The organism is Burkholderia sp. HMSC10F09, from assembly GCF_001806955.1.
GTDB lineage: Bacteria > Pseudomonadota > Gammaproteobacteria > Burkholderiales > Burkholderiaceae > Burkholderia > Burkholderia multivorans.
Genome location: NZ_KV786922.1, coordinates 11,603 through 24,759 on the forward strand (window position 1 = coordinate 11,603; position 13,157 = coordinate 24,759).

A 13,157-nucleotide genomic window follows, 5' to 3' on the forward strand; every position below is an offset into this window, starting at 1 on the left:
AAGCTGCGCATCGAGATGCGCGCGGAGATCCGCCGCATCCACACGCAGCTCGAGCGCGCGACGATCTACGTGACGCACGACCAGGACGAGGCGCTGTCGATGGCCGACCGGATCGTCGTGATGAAGGAGGGCGTCGTGCAGCAGGTCGCGTCGCCGAAGGAGGTCTATACGCGCCCGCACAACCTGCACGTCGCGCGCTTCATGGGCTATCGCAACGTGCTGCCGTTCACGCTCGAAGGGATGGCCGGCGACTACGTGACGGTCGCGGCCGCCGGCGTGCGTCTCGCGGGCGTGCCGATGGCGGGCTTCGACGGCAAGGCGGTCGCGGTCGCGCTGCGGCCCGACGATATCGAGCGCGCGGATGCCGCCGCCGACAACACGTTCGAGGCAACGGTCGAGACGGTCGAATACGGCGGCCGCGATTCGCTGATTCGCGCGCTCGCGCCGTTCGGCGCGATCTGGGCGCGCGTGGCGGGCGAGTTCGCGCCCGGCGAACGGCTGACGCTGCGCGTCGCGCCGTCGCGCACGCTCGTCTATCCGGGAGACGCGCCATGACCGCGTGCCGCCCGCTCGTCCGCATGCCGCGCGCGGCACGGGCCGCCGGCCGGGAGGCCGCATGAGCACGCTTGCATCCGGCAGCGCGCCGCGCGACGCGAAGGCGTGGCTCGTCACGCCCGCGCTCGCGTTCATCGTCGCGCTGTTCATCTACCCGTTCGCCTACGGCCTCGTGCTGTCGTTCGAGCCGATGAACGGCGGCGGAATGCTCGCGAACTACGTGCAGTTCTTCACCGATACCGCGCTGTGGCCGACCGTGCTCGTCACGCTGAAGCTCGCGGTGCCGGCGACGCTGATCAACGTCGGCGTGTCGGTGCCCGTCGCGTTCGCGCTGCGCCGCAATTCGCCGTACCAGAAGTTCGTGACGACGCTGCTCGTGATCCCGGTCACGCTCGGCACCGTGCTCGTCGCGGACGGGATGCTCACGTACTTCGGGCCGAACGGCTGGTTTCCCCAGGCGCTGCACGGACTGCATCTGTACGCGGACGAAGTGCGTCTCACGCACAACTACTGGGGCGTGCTGCTGTCGCTGATCGTGTCGGGCTTTCCGTTCGCGTTCCTGCTGATGCTGTCGTATATCAGCGGCATCGACCCGACGCTCGCGCGCGCGGCCGCGACGCTCGGCGCGAATCCGTGGCAGCAGTTCCGCCAGATCTATCTGCCGCTGCTCGTGCCGGGGCTCACGATGGCCGCGTGCCTGTCGTTCGTGCAGGCGTTCTCGGTGTTTCCGTCGGCCGTGCTGCTCGGTGCGCCGGCCGGCCCGACGCGCGTGATCTCGATCGCGGCGGCCGAAGCCGCGTTCGAAAACTACGACTACTCGCTCGCGTCGGCGATCGCGATCGTGATGGGCTTCGTGCAGCTGCTGGTGGTCGCCTCGATGCTCGGCGCGCGCCGTTTCTTCTACTCGGGTCCGGCGACGGGAGGCAAGGGCTGATGGCGACCGACAATCATGCCGCACCGGCCTGGCCGCCGAAGCAGGGGCCGCAGGACGCTCGCCCGGCCGATACGCCGAAGCCGCGCGCGCTGCGCGGCGGCCTGACGGGCCGCGCATGGCATGCGCTCGTCTGGGCCGTGATGGCGTTCTTTCTGCTGAACGTGCTGCTGCTGATCGCGACCGTGGCCGTGAATTCGGTCGCGACGCGCTGGTTCGGCACGCCGCTGCCGCAGGGCTTCACGCTGCACTGGTACGCAAAGGCGTGGGAGGACTTCCAGCTCGCGAGCGTGCTCTGGGTGACGGTCGAAGTCGTCGGCGCGGTCGTGCTGCTGTCGATCGCGCTCGGCGTGCCGGCCGCCTATGCGCTCGCGCGCGTGCAGTTCCGCGGCAAGCGTTTCGCGCTGCTCGTGTTCCTGCTGCCGCTGATGGTGCCGCCCGTCACGTACGGAATTCCGATGGCGACCGCGATGTACAAGATCGGGCTCGCGGGCACGCTGTCCGGCGTGATTCTCGCGAACCTCGTGCCGGCGCTGCCGTTCGTGATTCTCGTGATGACGCCGTTCATCGAGCAGATCGACCCGAACCTCGAAGCCGCCGCGCGGATCTTCGGCGCGAATACGTGGCGCTATTTCCGCTACGTGCTGCTGCCGCTGCTCGTGCCGGGCATGCTCGCGGCCGGGCTGCTCGTGCTCGTGCGCACGATCGGGATGTTCGAGCTGACCTTCTTCACCGCCGGGCCGAGCACGCAGACGCTCGTCGTCGCGCTGTACTACGCGGTGTTTTCGACGGGCGTGCGCGCGCCGCAGTCGATCGACGCGATGGCGATGATTTACATGGCGATCACGCTCGTGTGGGTCGTGATCGCGCTGCAGTTCGTGAGCCCGACGCAGCTCGTGAGCCGCGTGAAGCAGGAGCGTCAGTAGCGTCGCGGGCGCGTGCCGTCCGCACGATCGGTTACAAATGGATACCGCGTGCGTCGCGCGGACGTTGCAGACTACGCGGCGTACCGGCCCCGCGGCGCGCGCATGCGCGGCTTCGCAGGCCGCCCGCTATCGACCGATCGACGAATACTCCATGAAGTTTCACTCGCTGCTGATCCTCGGCTGCGCCTCGACGCTGCTGGCCGCCTGCAACCTGATCCACGACGGCCCCGGATCGTCGGACGTCGATGCCGCGGTGCGCCGCGCGCTCGAAGCCGAGAACCACGGCGGCCTGAACGCGCTATTCGGCCAGCCGCTGCCGGTGTCGGCCGACGTCGTGTCGGCGCGGCCCGACGGCGACTGCAGGAAGGCCGGCGAACGGACCTATACGTGCGACGTCGTCGTCACGTGGCGCAATGCCGATTACGCGCCGTCGCGCGCGAACCTGACCTTCGTGCAGGCCGCCGACGGCACGTGGCAGACCTCGGGCGTCGATGCCGCGATCGCGACCGGCGCCGCCAAATCGCTGATCGACAAGATCGGCCGCGCGTGGCCCGGCAACGGGGCGAGCGGCACGTCGGCCGCCGCGCGGTGATAGAGCGTTCGGCGTATCACGCTGGCGGCGACAGCGGGAGCGGCAGCGACAGCGGCATGGCGCGGCGTGCGCCAATGCGAATCCGCTGGACATGATTCGACGCGATTCGCCCGGCGGCATCGACGTGCAGACGCAGGCTGCGACGGCGCGATAGCGCTCGACACGTCTGGCTCCCGCGCCAACGGCCGTGGCCTCAGCGACGCGCACCTCGCCGGCCTGAATGTCGTCCGGACACGCGCTCTTGAACGGCTTGTAGCCGGCGAGTTCGAGTCGACTCAGCTGCGCAACCACTTAGGCACGCGTCACGGGCCCGTTGGCCGGCTGCGCGAACGACCCGAACGAACGCGAGCGGTGCCGCGATCGCAGCGGCAGCGACGAGCAGGGAAAGGGCGGCTTTCCTCATCTTCCGGCTTTGCGTCAAGACGCGAGGCCGACGCAGCCCGATTGCCGCACTGGTCCCATCGCTTTCGACAGGCGCTTGACGGCGGCTTAACGGCGAAAAAGGGCACGAACATCGCGCCCGGCCGCCTCCCGCGCATCTTCGGTATGACGAATTCGATATAGGGAAAACCCTTATCTTGCGCTACAATGTCGGCCTTGCTGAAAGGTCGAACCATGCCTGAACGTTTCCAAACCCTCGAAAAATTCGTGTTCTCGCTCGTCGTAATGTCCGCGGTCGTGTGCTCGGCATTTCTCGCGTACGAACGCCATCCGGAAATCAAGATCGCGCTGCAGCAAGGCGAAGCGCTGATGCGCGAAAGCGCGAAGTACTCGACGATCTGCTCGCCGTCGAAGGTCGATCCTTGCGTCGAGATGTCCGCTTACTGAGCGGCGTCGCAACTGAACCCGCGTTTTGCCGACTTCCGCCGTCGCGTGACGATGCTCGCGCGACCGGCGGCGCTGCTGTAAACCGACTCGCCAACAGGCCGTCGATAGGCTCGCCGACCGGCTTGCCATCCGACTCGCCAACCGCTCCCCGGCGGGCCTGACCGCGGCTGCCTGAGCCGCCGTCCCCTCGTCGTACATCACCGCCCCGCATCCACGCGGCGCCGGTCCATTCCCACGTCATCGTGGCTTCTGCGCTTTCCGCCCCGGAAAGTACGCGCCTCTCCGCTGCCAATGCACCGTCGATCGCCCGCCGACGCCTTTCCGAAACGGAAAGGGCGCTTGAGCATCGATCGATTTTCGCGCCGCGCAAACGCGGTCATGATCGCCGCCATGGACCTCATCATCTGATCGGAGACAGTCATGACAACACCGCTCGACGGCATCCGCGTCCTCGAACTCGGGCAACTGATCGCCGGGCCGTTTGCCGGCCGGATGCTCGCCGAATTCGGCGCGGACGTGATCAAGATCGAGCCGCCCGGCGTCGGCGACCCGCTGCGCAAATGGCGGCTGCTGCACGACGGCACGTCGGTATGGTGGGCCGTGCAGTCGCGCAACAAGTCGTCGGTGACGCTCGATCTGCGCACACCCGAAGGACAGGACGTCGTGCGCCGCCTCGTCGCCGAAGCCGACGTGCTGATCGAGAATTTCCGCCCCGGCACGCTCGAAGGGTGGGGGCTCGGCTGGGACACGCTGTCGGCGATCAACCCGCGGCTCGTAATGCTGCGCGTGTCGGGCTACGGCCAGAGCGGCCCATACCGCGACCGGCCGGGCTTCGGTGCGATCGCCGAAGCGATGGGCGGGCTGCGGCATCTGACCGGCGAGCCGGGCCGGACGCCGGTGCGCGTCGGCATCTCGCTCGGCGATTCGCTGTCCGCGCTGCACGGCGTGATCGGCGTGCTGCTCGCGCTGCGGCATCGCGATCGTCCGGGCGGCACCGGGCAGGTCGTCGACGTCGCGCTGTACGAGTCGGTCTTCAACATGATGGAAAGCCTGCTGCCCGAATACGCGGTGTTCGGCACGGTGCGCCAGCCGTCCGGCAGCAGCCTGCCCGGCATCGCGCCAACCAACGCGTATCGCTGCCGCGACGGCAAGTACGCATTGATCGCCGGCAACGGCGACAGCATTTTCCGGCGGCTGATGGACCTGATCGGCCGGGCCGACCTCGGCCAGCATCCTGCGCTCGCGCACAACGACGGCCGCGTCGCGCAGGTCGAGCGCCTCGATGCGGCGATCGGCGCCTGGACCGCGCAGCACGATCTCGACGACGTGCTCGCCGCGCTCCATGAAGCGCGCATTCCGTCGGGCCGCATCTACGACGTCGCAGACATCGCGTCCGATCCGCACTACCGTGCACGCGACATGATCGTCGAAGATGCGCTGCCGGACGGCACGCCGGTGCTCGTGCCGGGCATCGTGCCGAAGCTCGCGGCGACGCCGGGACGCATCGCACGGCCCGCGCCCGCGCTCGGCGCGGATACCGACACGGTGCTCGAATCGCTCGGCGTCGATGCGGCGACGCGCGACGACTGGCGCGCTCGCGGCGTGATCTGACGGAGGCTCGACATGAACGCTCGACACCAACGGTACAAACGGCTCCATCTGCACGAAGTCGCGCCGCGCGACGGTCTCCAGAACGAAGCGGCATTCGTCGACACCGACGCCAAGATCGCGCTGATCGACGCGCTGAGCGCGTGCGGCTACGCGAAGATCGAAGTCACGTCGTTCACGTCGCCGAAGGCGATCCCCGCGCTGCGCGACGCGGAGGCCGTGATGCACGGCATCGCGCGTGCGCCGGGCGTCGTCTACACCGCGCTCGTGCCGAACGTGCGCGGCGCGGAGCGCGCGCTGTCGTGCGGCGTCGACGAGGTGAACCTCGTGATGTCGGCGAGCGACAGCCACAACCGCGCGAACCTGCGGATGACGCGCGAGCAGTCGTTCGCGCAACTGCGCGAGGTGATCGAGGCGGTGCGCGGCACGGGCATCGCGATCAACGTGTCGCTGTCCACCGCGATGGGGTGCCCGATGGAAGGCGACGTGCCCGCCGAAACGGTGCTCGCCTGGATGCAGCGATTCGCCGATCTCGGCGTGCACGGCTTCACGCTCTGCGACACGACCGGCATGGCGTTTCCGTCGCAGGTGCGCGACCTCTGCGAACGCGCACGCGCGCGCTTCGGTGCGCTGCCGCTGACGCTGCACTTTCACAATACGCGCGGAATGGCGCTCGCGAACACGCTCGCGGCGCTCGACGCCGGCATCGACCGCTTCGACGCGTCGCTCGGCGGCCTCGGCGGCTGCCCGTACGCACCGGGCGCGACCGGCAACGCATGCACCGAGGAGCTCGTGCACATGCTCGAGCTCGACGGCTACGACACCGGCGTCGATCTCGCGGCCGTGCTCGCCGCGGCCGCACGATTGCCCGCGCTGATCGGTCACGACGTGCCGAGCCAGTTGCTGAAAGCCGGGCGCCGCTCGGACCTGCATCGTCCGCCGGCCGAAGCGATCGCAGCGCCGCGCGTTGTCCTCGATGGAGCACGCACATGACGCTGATCGATCGCATCGACCATCTCGTGCTGACCTGCGTCGATCCCGAGCGCACGCGGCAGTTCTATGTCGACGTGCTGCAGATGCGGCTCGAAACGTTCGGCGCGGGCCGCATCGCGTTCCGCTTCGGCAACCAGAAGATCAACCTCCACGTGCGTGGCGCGGAGTTCGAGCCGAAGGCGCACCTGCCGGTGCCGGGCGCGCTCGATCTGTGTCTGATCGCGGCCGTGCCGCTCGACGACGTGATCGCGCACCTCGCACGCGTCGGCTGGCCGATCGTCGAAGGGCCCGTCGAGCGCACGGGCGCGACGCAGCGGATCCGTTCCGTCTACGTGCGCGATCCCGATCTGAACCTGATCGAGATCGCCGAGCCGATCTGAACGAACCGATCTTGCCGAGCCAACCGGCGCGGCAGCGCCGTCTCGCACGTGCGGCGCGCCGGCTCGCGCACGGCCGCGCCGACTGTCAACCTGCCGATCCCGCCGCCGCCCGCGGCCCGCCGACGCATGCGTGCGCGTATGATCGGCGTCAGGCCGACGCGCGCCCGCGCATACCCTACCGGCACGGGCGCGGCTTTCTCCTCAGGCTTTCCAGGACCCGCTCATGGTGAACCCGCTTCATTTCGATCTGCAGTCGTTGCGCGTATTCGCGCTCGTCGCCGAGCACGGCAGTCTCACCAAGGCCGCCGAGCACGGGCAGCTCACGCTGTCGGCCGTCAGCAAACGCATCGCGGAACTCGAGAGCGTGACGGGCAGCGCGCTGTTCGTCCGGCATGCGCGCGGCGTCGAGCTGACGCCCGCGGGCCGTGCGCTGCTCGATCATGCGGCGAAGATTCTCGAACAGGTGAACCGGATGGCGCACGAGATGAGCGACTACGCCGCCGGCGTGCGCGGACACATCCATGTGTGGACGAACACGTCGGCGATCGTCCAGTTCCTGCCCGCCGATCTCGCCGCGTTTCTGACCGACAACCCCGGCATCCGGATCAGCCTCGCGGAGCGGCTCAGCCACGAAATCGTCGATGCGCTCGCGGCCGGGCAGGCCGACCTCGGCGTGTTCGCGGACAACGTGCCGGCGCCCGGCATCGAGCGCCGCGTGTATCGGCGCGACGAACTCGTGCTGCTGGTGCCGCGCGGCCATCGCTTCGCGACGCGCGAGCGGATCCGCTTCGCCGAGACGCTCGACGAGGATTACGTCGGGCTCAGCGACGGCAGCTCGCTGCTCGCGCGAATGACCGATGCGGCGTTCGCGGCCGAGCGGTCGCTGAAGCTGCGGATCCAGGTATCGAATTTCGACGGTGTGAGCCGGATGATCGAGGCCGGGCTCGGGATCGGCGTGCTGCCGCGCGACGCCGTGACGGGCGAGCGCGCGGCGCGGCTCGGCGTCGTGACGCTCGAGGATGCGTGGGCCACGCGCACGCTGTGGGTCGGCGTGAAGGCCGGTGCGGCGCTGACCTCGGACATCGCGAAGCTGTTCGACTTCATGTCGGCACGCTGAGGCGCCGACACGCAAACGGCCGGGCGGCGCGCGACGCGCGACGCACCCGATTCGTCACACCGGATTGATCTCGTCCTGGCTACGGCGCGTGGTCAGCGGCCCGAGCACGCGCAACGTGATCGCGACGATCGCGAGCGCGACCGAGATCGTGCCGAACATCGCGCCCGCGCCGCCGCGCACGAGCACCGGCAGCAGCACGAACGGCAGCGCGCCGCTGACGATGCGCGACAGCGCGTACGTGCTGCCGATCGCGGTCGAACGCACGCGCGCCGGAAAGATCTCGGCCTGATAGACGTGATACGCGTTGCTGAACACGTTCGACGCGCAGGTCGTCAACACGCCGAAACAGACGATCAGCACCGTATGGTTCGAATACGCGAAACAGAGCCCGAACGCGGCGATCGACAGGATCGACGCGATCACGAGCGTGCGGCGCTCGATGCGATGGAGCAACGGAATCGACAGCAGCGAGCCGAGCGGATAGCCGAGAAACGACAGCGCAAGGAACAGCGTGCTGTCCGTCACGTCGAAGCCGCGGCTTTTGACGACGACGCCCGCAAGCGTGCCGAAACCGTAGTAGCCGAAGCCCTGGAATAGATGAAAGATCACGAGCATCGCGTAGCGCGCGCCGTACGGCCGGCGGCGCAGCAACGCGAGGCGCTCGCCGAGCGCGAGCGGGCGCTGCGGTTCGACGGGTGGCGCGAAACGTTCGGGCATCCGTACGCCGGCGCTGTCCGCGAAGCGCCGTAGCGTCGCATATGCTTCGTCGTCGCGCCCCTGCGCGAGCAGCCAGCGCGGGCTTTCCGGCAACCGGTGCCGCACGAACAGCACGTACACCGCACCGAGGCTGCCGATCGCCAGAATGATTCGCCAGCCGGCCACGCTGCCGACATGCAACGGGTTGAGCCACAGCGCGAGAAAGCCGACGAGCGGCACTGCAACGTACGACGTCGTGTACGCCCACGCCGCGAGCCGTCCGCGCTTGTCCTTCGGCAGGATCTCGGACAGGTAGCTGTCCGCGACCGGATAGATCGCGCCGACGCCGATGCCGGTCAGGAGCCGGCACGCGACGAGCATGTCGGCGTTCACGGAGAACGCCCCGATCAGCGAGAACGCGCTGTACCAGACGAGCGTCAGCAGGAACGCGCGACGACGCCCGATGCGGTCCGCGACACTGCCGAGACATAGCGCGCCGACGAACATCCCGATGAACGCCGAGGCGAGCAGCAGCTTGAAGTCGGCGCTCTCGCGGTTCAGCCCGAATTCGCTTTGCAGCGCGGAGCCGATCGTGCTGACGAGAAAGATCTCGTACATGTCGAAGAACAGGCCGATTCCGATCACCCAGACGACGAACCGGTGCAGCGCGCCGACCGGCAGGTCGTCCATGAAAGCGCCGAGCGTGGCGTCGCGTGCGGAAACGGGCGCCGGCTCGGCGGCGGAGCGGGCGGCAGGCGGCGAGGCAGGTGCGGGCGGCGCCGCGCGGCCGCCGAGATCGAGGGAAGGGCTGGTCATCATGTCTCCGATTGTTGGAACCGCCGGGCATCGCGCCCGGTCGGCGAGGGCCGGCACAACGGCGCGCCGGCCATGCAAATCGCGTCAGTCCCGCGCCGCGCCGCGAGGGCCGGATGCGCGGGCTGCGCCGATCGTCCGACACATGCTCCGCGAATTTGCGGCTGCCGATAATTGAGGATGTCTCAAGCGTCCTTTCCCGTGCAGAAAGGGTTCCCTGCGCGGGCGCGCACGGGGCTACGGTATAGACAGCCTGCATGCCCGTTTCTCGCCGCGCGCGATCTTCCGAGTGCCATAAACCGGATCGATGCGATGGAGGTGTTCGTCGTCACGCTCGCCGAGCGCAGCCTCGCGGGCGCCGGACGGCGGCTCGGCCGTTCGCCGGCCGCGTGCCGTCGCGCGATCGCGTTTCTCGGGGCCCACACCGGCACCGCGCGGCTCTACCGGACGACGCGCACCATCCCGCTCGATGAAGCCGGCGAGCGCCACGCGGCCGCGTGCCGTCGCTTCCTTGCGGATTTCGAGGAAGCCGACATGCCGGTGGCCGGCGAACGCGCTGCGCCGCGCGGGATGCTGACGGTCACCGCGCCGGTCGCCGCCGATAGCGCGCTCGCCTGCCCGTGACGTAGGATGGCGCAGCGACGCAGCGCGCGTGCCCGCACCGGCGCCCGATTCGACCGACCTTTCGATCGCGATACAGGAGGCAACGACATGAACGCATCGACCGATAACCGCGCGCTGCTGCGCCAGCTCGGCATCCGCGTGCCGATCATCCAGGCGCCGATGGCCGGCGTCAGCACGCCGGCGCTCGCAGCCGCGGTGTCGAACGCGGGCGGGCTCGGCTCGCTCGGCGTCGGCGCGACGAATGCGGACGGCGCGCGCAAGATGATCCGCGACACGCGCGCGCTCACCGACCGGCCGTTCAACATCAACGTGTTCTGTCACCAGCCCGCGCGCGCCGATGCGGCGATCGAACGCGCGTGGCTCGACTGGCTCGCGCCGGCGTTTCGCCAATACGGCGCGACGCCGCCGGCGTCGCTGTCGGAGATCTATACGAGCTTCATCGCCGATCCCGCGATGCAGGCGATGCTCCTCGAAGAAAAGCCGGCCGTCGTCAGCTTCCATTTCGGGCTGCCGTCCGCCGACGTGATCGCGGCGCTCAAGCGCGCCGGCGTCACGCTGTTCGCGTCCGCGACGAATCTCGACGAAGCGCGGCAGATCGCCGACGGCGGCATCGACGCGATCGTCGCGCAGGGCGTCGAGGCCGGCGGCCATCGCGGCGTGTTCGATCCGGCTGCGCGCGACGACCGGCTCGGCACGTTCGCGCTCACGCGACTGCTCGTGCGCGAATGCGCGCTGCCCGTGATCGCGGCGGGCGGCATCATGGACGGCGAGGGGATCGCCGCGGCGCTCGCGCTCGGCGCACAGGCCGCACAGCTCGGCACCGCGTTCGTCGCGTGCCCCGAAACCTCGATCGACGACGGCTATCGCCGCGCGATCCTCAGCGACGCGACGCGGCACACGACGTTCACCGCGGCCATTTCCGGTCGCGTCGCGCGCGGCATTGCGAACCGGTTCACCGCGCTCGGCGACGATCCGCGCGCGCCGGTCACGCCCGCCTATCCGATTGCCTACGACGCCGGTAAAGCGCTGCACGCGGCAGCGAAGGCGAAGGGCGAATTCGGCTACGGCGCGCAGTGGGCCGGGCAGGCCGCACCGCTCGTCCGCTCGCTGCCCGCCGCCGAGCTGTTCGCGACGCTCGAGCGCGAGACGCGCGCCGCGATCGCGCGACTGCAGCACGCGCTCGACTGAGCGCATCTACTCGGCGGCGGCCGCGGGATTGCAACGTCATGTATCCGCGCGCAACGCGGATACAGTGCGATACGCAGCCGTTGCGCGCCTTCGCTATAACGCAGATATCGCCTTTTCCGGAGCACGCGATGTCTGCCACCTGGTTCAGCAGATCCTGCCATTGCGGGGCCGTCCGCTTCGAAGTGAAAGCTGCCCTCACACCGGCGGTGCGCTGCAATTGCAGCCTGTGCCGCCGGCGCGGCGCGCTGATGAGCCGGATGTTCGACGGGCGCGATCTGAAGATCGTCGAGGGCGAGCGCATGCTGAGCACGTATCGCTTCAACACCGGCACGGCGCGTCACTATTTCTGCAGCCGCTGCGGCGTCTATCCATTCCACCAGACGCGCATGGATCCCGCGTGCTGGCGCGTCAATCTCGGCTGCATCGACGGCATCGATCCGTATGCGCTCGACGCCACGATCGCCAACGGTGCGAGCCTGTCCGTCGTGGAGGACGCATGAAACGCTGGCTGACGATCCTGCTGTTCGCCGCGGGCGGGCTCGCGACCGAAATCGCGCATCCGGTGCAATGCTCGCTGCTGTCCGTCGGGCGACTGTCGTCGGTCGGCGACCGCCGGCGCCGGGACGACGCAACGCGCATCTGAGCTCGCGCGCCGCTTCGCCGCGCGGGCCGCGCGCCATCGTCGATCGCGAACGATTCTCCTGCTTCCGATACGATCGCATGCGATATATAATGCGCGTATCTGCGACCGTTTCCGCGTCGAAGGAGAACGCCGATGAAACCGAACGATGCGCAAGCGCCGGCCACGCCGAAGCTGTCCGAATTCCTCTGTTTTGCGATCTATTCGACGAACCTCGCGTTCGGCAAGGCGTACAAGCCGATCCTCGAGGAGCTCGGTCTCACTTATACGCAATACATCACGATCATCGCGTTGTGGGAGGAGGGCAGCCTGACGGTCGGCCAGCTCGGCGAGAAGCTGTTCCTCGAATCGAACACGCTGACGCCGATCCTGAAGAAGCTCGAGGCGATGGGTTATCTGGAACGCCACCGCGATCCGTCGGACGAGCGCCAGGTGCGCGTGAGCCTCACCAAGAGCGGCCGCCGCGTGCGCGAAAAGGGGCTCGGCATGAACCTCGTCGAGGCAACCGGCTTGAAGCCCGATGAATTCGCGAAAATGCAAAAGGCAATCGTCACGTTGCGCGGCAATCTGATCGATTCGATCGAAGACTAGCCGACGTCGGGCCGGCGAAGCGAATGCGAGCCGGCCCGTTTCTTACTTCCCCGCGTTTCTTGCTTTACCCGTTCATGCGCGCTTAGCCTACGCGTCGCGGCGCGCCATTCCGTCGAGTGCGCGAAGCATTCGCAGGCTTATCCGTCTTGAATCTCGGCGATGTGCATCGCCTGCAAACGCCGACAACGTCGTCGGCACAGTCACGTTCGCACTCGCTTTTGCCGTCATGTGTCGCCTCCAAAGAAAAAGCGCACGCGATTACATCGCATGCGCTTTATATGTCGGCGGACGGCAGCGGTTTCGCCGCGCCGCTCAATGCCCGAAGTAGACCGAGCGCTCGACCGTACGAACGGCGCGGCGGCTGCCGGACTGCGTCGCGGCGTCGGCCTCGCGGCCGTAGCCGGACGCCTGCGTGTCCGCGACGGCGATGCCGCTGTCGTGAACGCGCTTCAGCGCGGCCTGCAGATTGTCCGGATAGTTCGGATCGTTCGGCCGGTTCGGCTGGTAGCCGGCTTGCTGGAGCGCGGCCAGTTCGGCACGCAGTTGTGCGCGCGTGACAGTAGCACCATCGGAGGCAAACGCCGGTGCGGCGAGCGCGGCGGACACGGCAACGAGAAGAGCGGCGATCAACTGTGTTTTCATCATCGACCTCGATAGAAAGAGAAAGGATTCAAG

General features: G+C 68.4%; 15 protein-coding genes and 1 pseudogene. 14 read left to right on the top strand and 2 right to left on the bottom strand.

Going from position 1 to position 13,157, the window contains the following annotated elements; translation table 11 throughout:
• The 9 genes from HMPREF3115_RS32920 to HMPREF3115_RS26910 all read left to right on the top strand — a co-directional run.
• The coding region (locus HMPREF3115_RS32920) for a TOBE domain-containing protein (RefSeq protein WP_256276444.1) at positions 1 to 555 on the top strand (555 nt) is incomplete at its 5' end.
• Positions 556 to 616: 61 nt separating this feature from the next.
• Positions 617 to 1,489 carry an ABC transporter permease gene (locus HMPREF3115_RS26870; RefSeq protein WP_070556839.1) on the top strand — a complete coding sequence of 291 codons (873 nt, stop codon included), beginning with the start codon at positions 617 to 619 and terminating at the stop codon, positions 1,487 to 1,489.
• Entirely contained in the window at positions 1,489 to 2,412 is a 924-nt protein-coding gene (locus tag HMPREF3115_RS26875; RefSeq protein WP_070556842.1) for an ABC transporter permease, read from the top strand. The genes HMPREF3115_RS26870 and HMPREF3115_RS26875 overlap by 1 nt, the downstream gene beginning before the upstream one ends.
• Positions 2,413 to 2,563: 151 nt before the next feature.
• Entirely contained in the window at positions 2,564 to 3,004 is a 441-nt protein-coding gene (locus HMPREF3115_RS26880) for a hypothetical protein (protein WP_006414202.1), read from the top strand.
• Between the two features lie 615 nt (positions 3,005 to 3,619).
• Positions 3,620 to 3,832 (top strand): hypothetical protein, encoded by a 213-nt coding sequence (locus HMPREF3115_RS26885; RefSeq protein ID WP_006414192.1) that lies wholly within the window; start codon positions 3,620 to 3,622, stop codon positions 3,830 to 3,832.
• Positions 3,833 to 4,252: 420 nt separating this feature from the next.
• Positions 4,253 to 5,443: a CaiB/BaiF CoA transferase family protein gene (locus HMPREF3115_RS26895; RefSeq protein WP_070556846.1), complete on the top strand. Its 1,191-nt coding sequence runs from the start codon at positions 4,253 to 4,255 to the stop codon at positions 5,441 to 5,443.
• A 12-nt stretch (positions 5,444 to 5,455) separates the two neighbouring features.
• Positions 5,456 to 6,433, top strand: coding sequence for a hydroxymethylglutaryl-CoA lyase (locus tag HMPREF3115_RS26900; RefSeq protein WP_070556848.1), 978 nt, complete (start codon positions 5,456 to 5,458; stop codon positions 6,431 to 6,433).
• A complete protein-coding gene (locus HMPREF3115_RS26905) occupies positions 6,430 to 6,813 on the top strand; it encodes a VOC family protein (protein WP_006404794.1) in 384 nt (127 codons plus the stop codon). The genes HMPREF3115_RS26900 and HMPREF3115_RS26905 overlap by 4 nt, the downstream gene beginning before the upstream one ends.
• A 223-nt stretch (positions 6,814 to 7,036) precedes the next feature.
• Positions 7,037 to 7,930, top strand: coding sequence for a LysR substrate-binding domain-containing protein (locus HMPREF3115_RS26910; RefSeq protein ID WP_006400046.1), 894 nt, complete (start codon positions 7,037 to 7,039; stop codon positions 7,928 to 7,930).
• Positions 7,931 to 7,984: 54 nt separating this feature from the next.
• Here the strand turns inward: HMPREF3115_RS26910 and HMPREF3115_RS26915 are convergent, their stop codons facing one another.
• The gene (locus tag HMPREF3115_RS26915; protein ID WP_070556884.1) at positions 7,985 to 9,442 is read right to left on the bottom strand and encodes an MFS transporter; all 1,458 of its coding nucleotides are present in this window, start codon (positions 9,440 to 9,442) and stop codon (positions 7,985 to 7,987) included.
• A 291-nt stretch (positions 9,443 to 9,733) separates the two neighbouring features.
• Between HMPREF3115_RS26915 and HMPREF3115_RS26920 the strand changes: the two are divergent.
• The 5 genes and pseudogenes from HMPREF3115_RS26920 to HMPREF3115_RS26935 form a co-directional block, all read left to right on the top strand.
• Positions 9,734 to 10,039 (top strand): annotated as a pseudogene (locus tag HMPREF3115_RS26920) (LysR family transcriptional regulator); the annotation flags it as partial.
• A 111-nt stretch (positions 10,040 to 10,150) separates the two neighbouring features.
• Entirely contained in the window at positions 10,151 to 11,251 is a 1,101-nt protein-coding gene (locus HMPREF3115_RS26925) for an NAD(P)H-dependent flavin oxidoreductase (RefSeq protein ID WP_070556852.1), read from the top strand.
• Positions 11,252 to 11,379: 128 nt separating this feature from the next.
• A complete protein-coding gene (locus tag HMPREF3115_RS26930) occupies positions 11,380 to 11,751 on the top strand; it encodes a GFA family protein (protein WP_070556855.1) in 372 nt (123 codons plus the stop codon).
• Entirely contained in the window at positions 11,748 to 11,894 is a 147-nt protein-coding gene (locus HMPREF3115_RS31825; protein WP_006404788.1) for a hypothetical protein, read from the top strand. Before HMPREF3115_RS26930 ends, HMPREF3115_RS31825 begins: the two co-directional genes overlap by 4 nt.
• A gap of 132 nt (positions 11,895 to 12,026) precedes the next feature.
• Complete coding sequence (locus HMPREF3115_RS26935; RefSeq protein ID WP_006404787.1) at positions 12,027 to 12,482, top strand: MarR family winged helix-turn-helix transcriptional regulator; 456 nt, start codon at positions 12,027 to 12,029, stop codon at positions 12,480 to 12,482.
• A 312-nt stretch (positions 12,483 to 12,794) separates the two neighbouring features.
• On the opposite strand, the gene HMPREF3115_RS26940 is transcribed toward HMPREF3115_RS26935, so the two are convergent.
• Positions 12,795 to 13,127 (bottom strand): DUF4148 domain-containing protein, encoded by a 333-nt coding sequence (locus tag HMPREF3115_RS26940; protein ID WP_070556856.1) that lies wholly within the window; start codon positions 13,125 to 13,127, stop codon positions 12,795 to 12,797.
• Positions 13,128 to 13,157: the final 30 nt, after the last annotated feature.

Coding starts and splice junctions, on each gene's coding strand:
- HMPREF3115_RS26885 (WP_006414192.1), top strand. CDS start 3,620: ATGCCTGAACGTTTCCAAACCCTCGAAAAATTCGTGTTCTCGCTCGTC.
- HMPREF3115_RS26930 (WP_070556855.1), top strand. CDS start 11,380: ATGTCTGCCACCTGGTTCAGCAGATCCTGCCATTGCGGGGCCGTCCGC.
- HMPREF3115_RS26935 (WP_006404787.1), top strand. CDS start 12,027: ATGAAACCGAACGATGCGCAAGCGCCGGCCACGCCGAAGCTGTCCGAA.
- HMPREF3115_RS26870 (WP_070556839.1), top strand. CDS start 617: ATGAGCACGCTTGCATCCGGCAGCGCGCCGCGCGACGCGAAGGCGTGG.
- HMPREF3115_RS26925 (WP_070556852.1), top strand. CDS start 10,151: ATGAACGCATCGACCGATAACCGCGCGCTGCTGCGCCAGCTCGGCATC.
- HMPREF3115_RS26940 (WP_070556856.1), bottom strand. CDS start 13,127: ATGATGAAAACACAGTTGATCGCCGCTCTTCTCGTTGCCGTGTCCGCC.
- HMPREF3115_RS26905 (WP_006404794.1), top strand. CDS start 6,430: ATGACGCTGATCGATCGCATCGACCATCTCGTGCTGACCTGCGTCGAT.
- HMPREF3115_RS26910 (WP_006400046.1), top strand. CDS start 7,037: ATGGTGAACCCGCTTCATTTCGATCTGCAGTCGTTGCGCGTATTCGCG.
- HMPREF3115_RS26915 (WP_070556884.1), bottom strand. CDS start 9,442: ATGACCAGCCCTTCCCTCGATCTCGGCGGCCGCGCGGCGCCGCCCGCA.
- HMPREF3115_RS31825 (WP_006404788.1), top strand. CDS start 11,748: ATGAAACGCTGGCTGACGATCCTGCTGTTCGCCGCGGGCGGGCTCGCG.
- HMPREF3115_RS26875 (WP_070556842.1), top strand. CDS start 1,489: ATGGCGACCGACAATCATGCCGCACCGGCCTGGCCGCCGAAGCAGGGG.
- HMPREF3115_RS26900 (WP_070556848.1), top strand. CDS start 5,456: ATGAACGCTCGACACCAACGGTACAAACGGCTCCATCTGCACGAAGTC.
- HMPREF3115_RS26895 (WP_070556846.1), top strand. CDS start 4,253: ATGACAACACCGCTCGACGGCATCCGCGTCCTCGAACTCGGGCAACTG.
- HMPREF3115_RS26880 (WP_006414202.1), top strand. CDS start 2,564: ATGAAGTTTCACTCGCTGCTGATCCTCGGCTGCGCCTCGACGCTGCTG.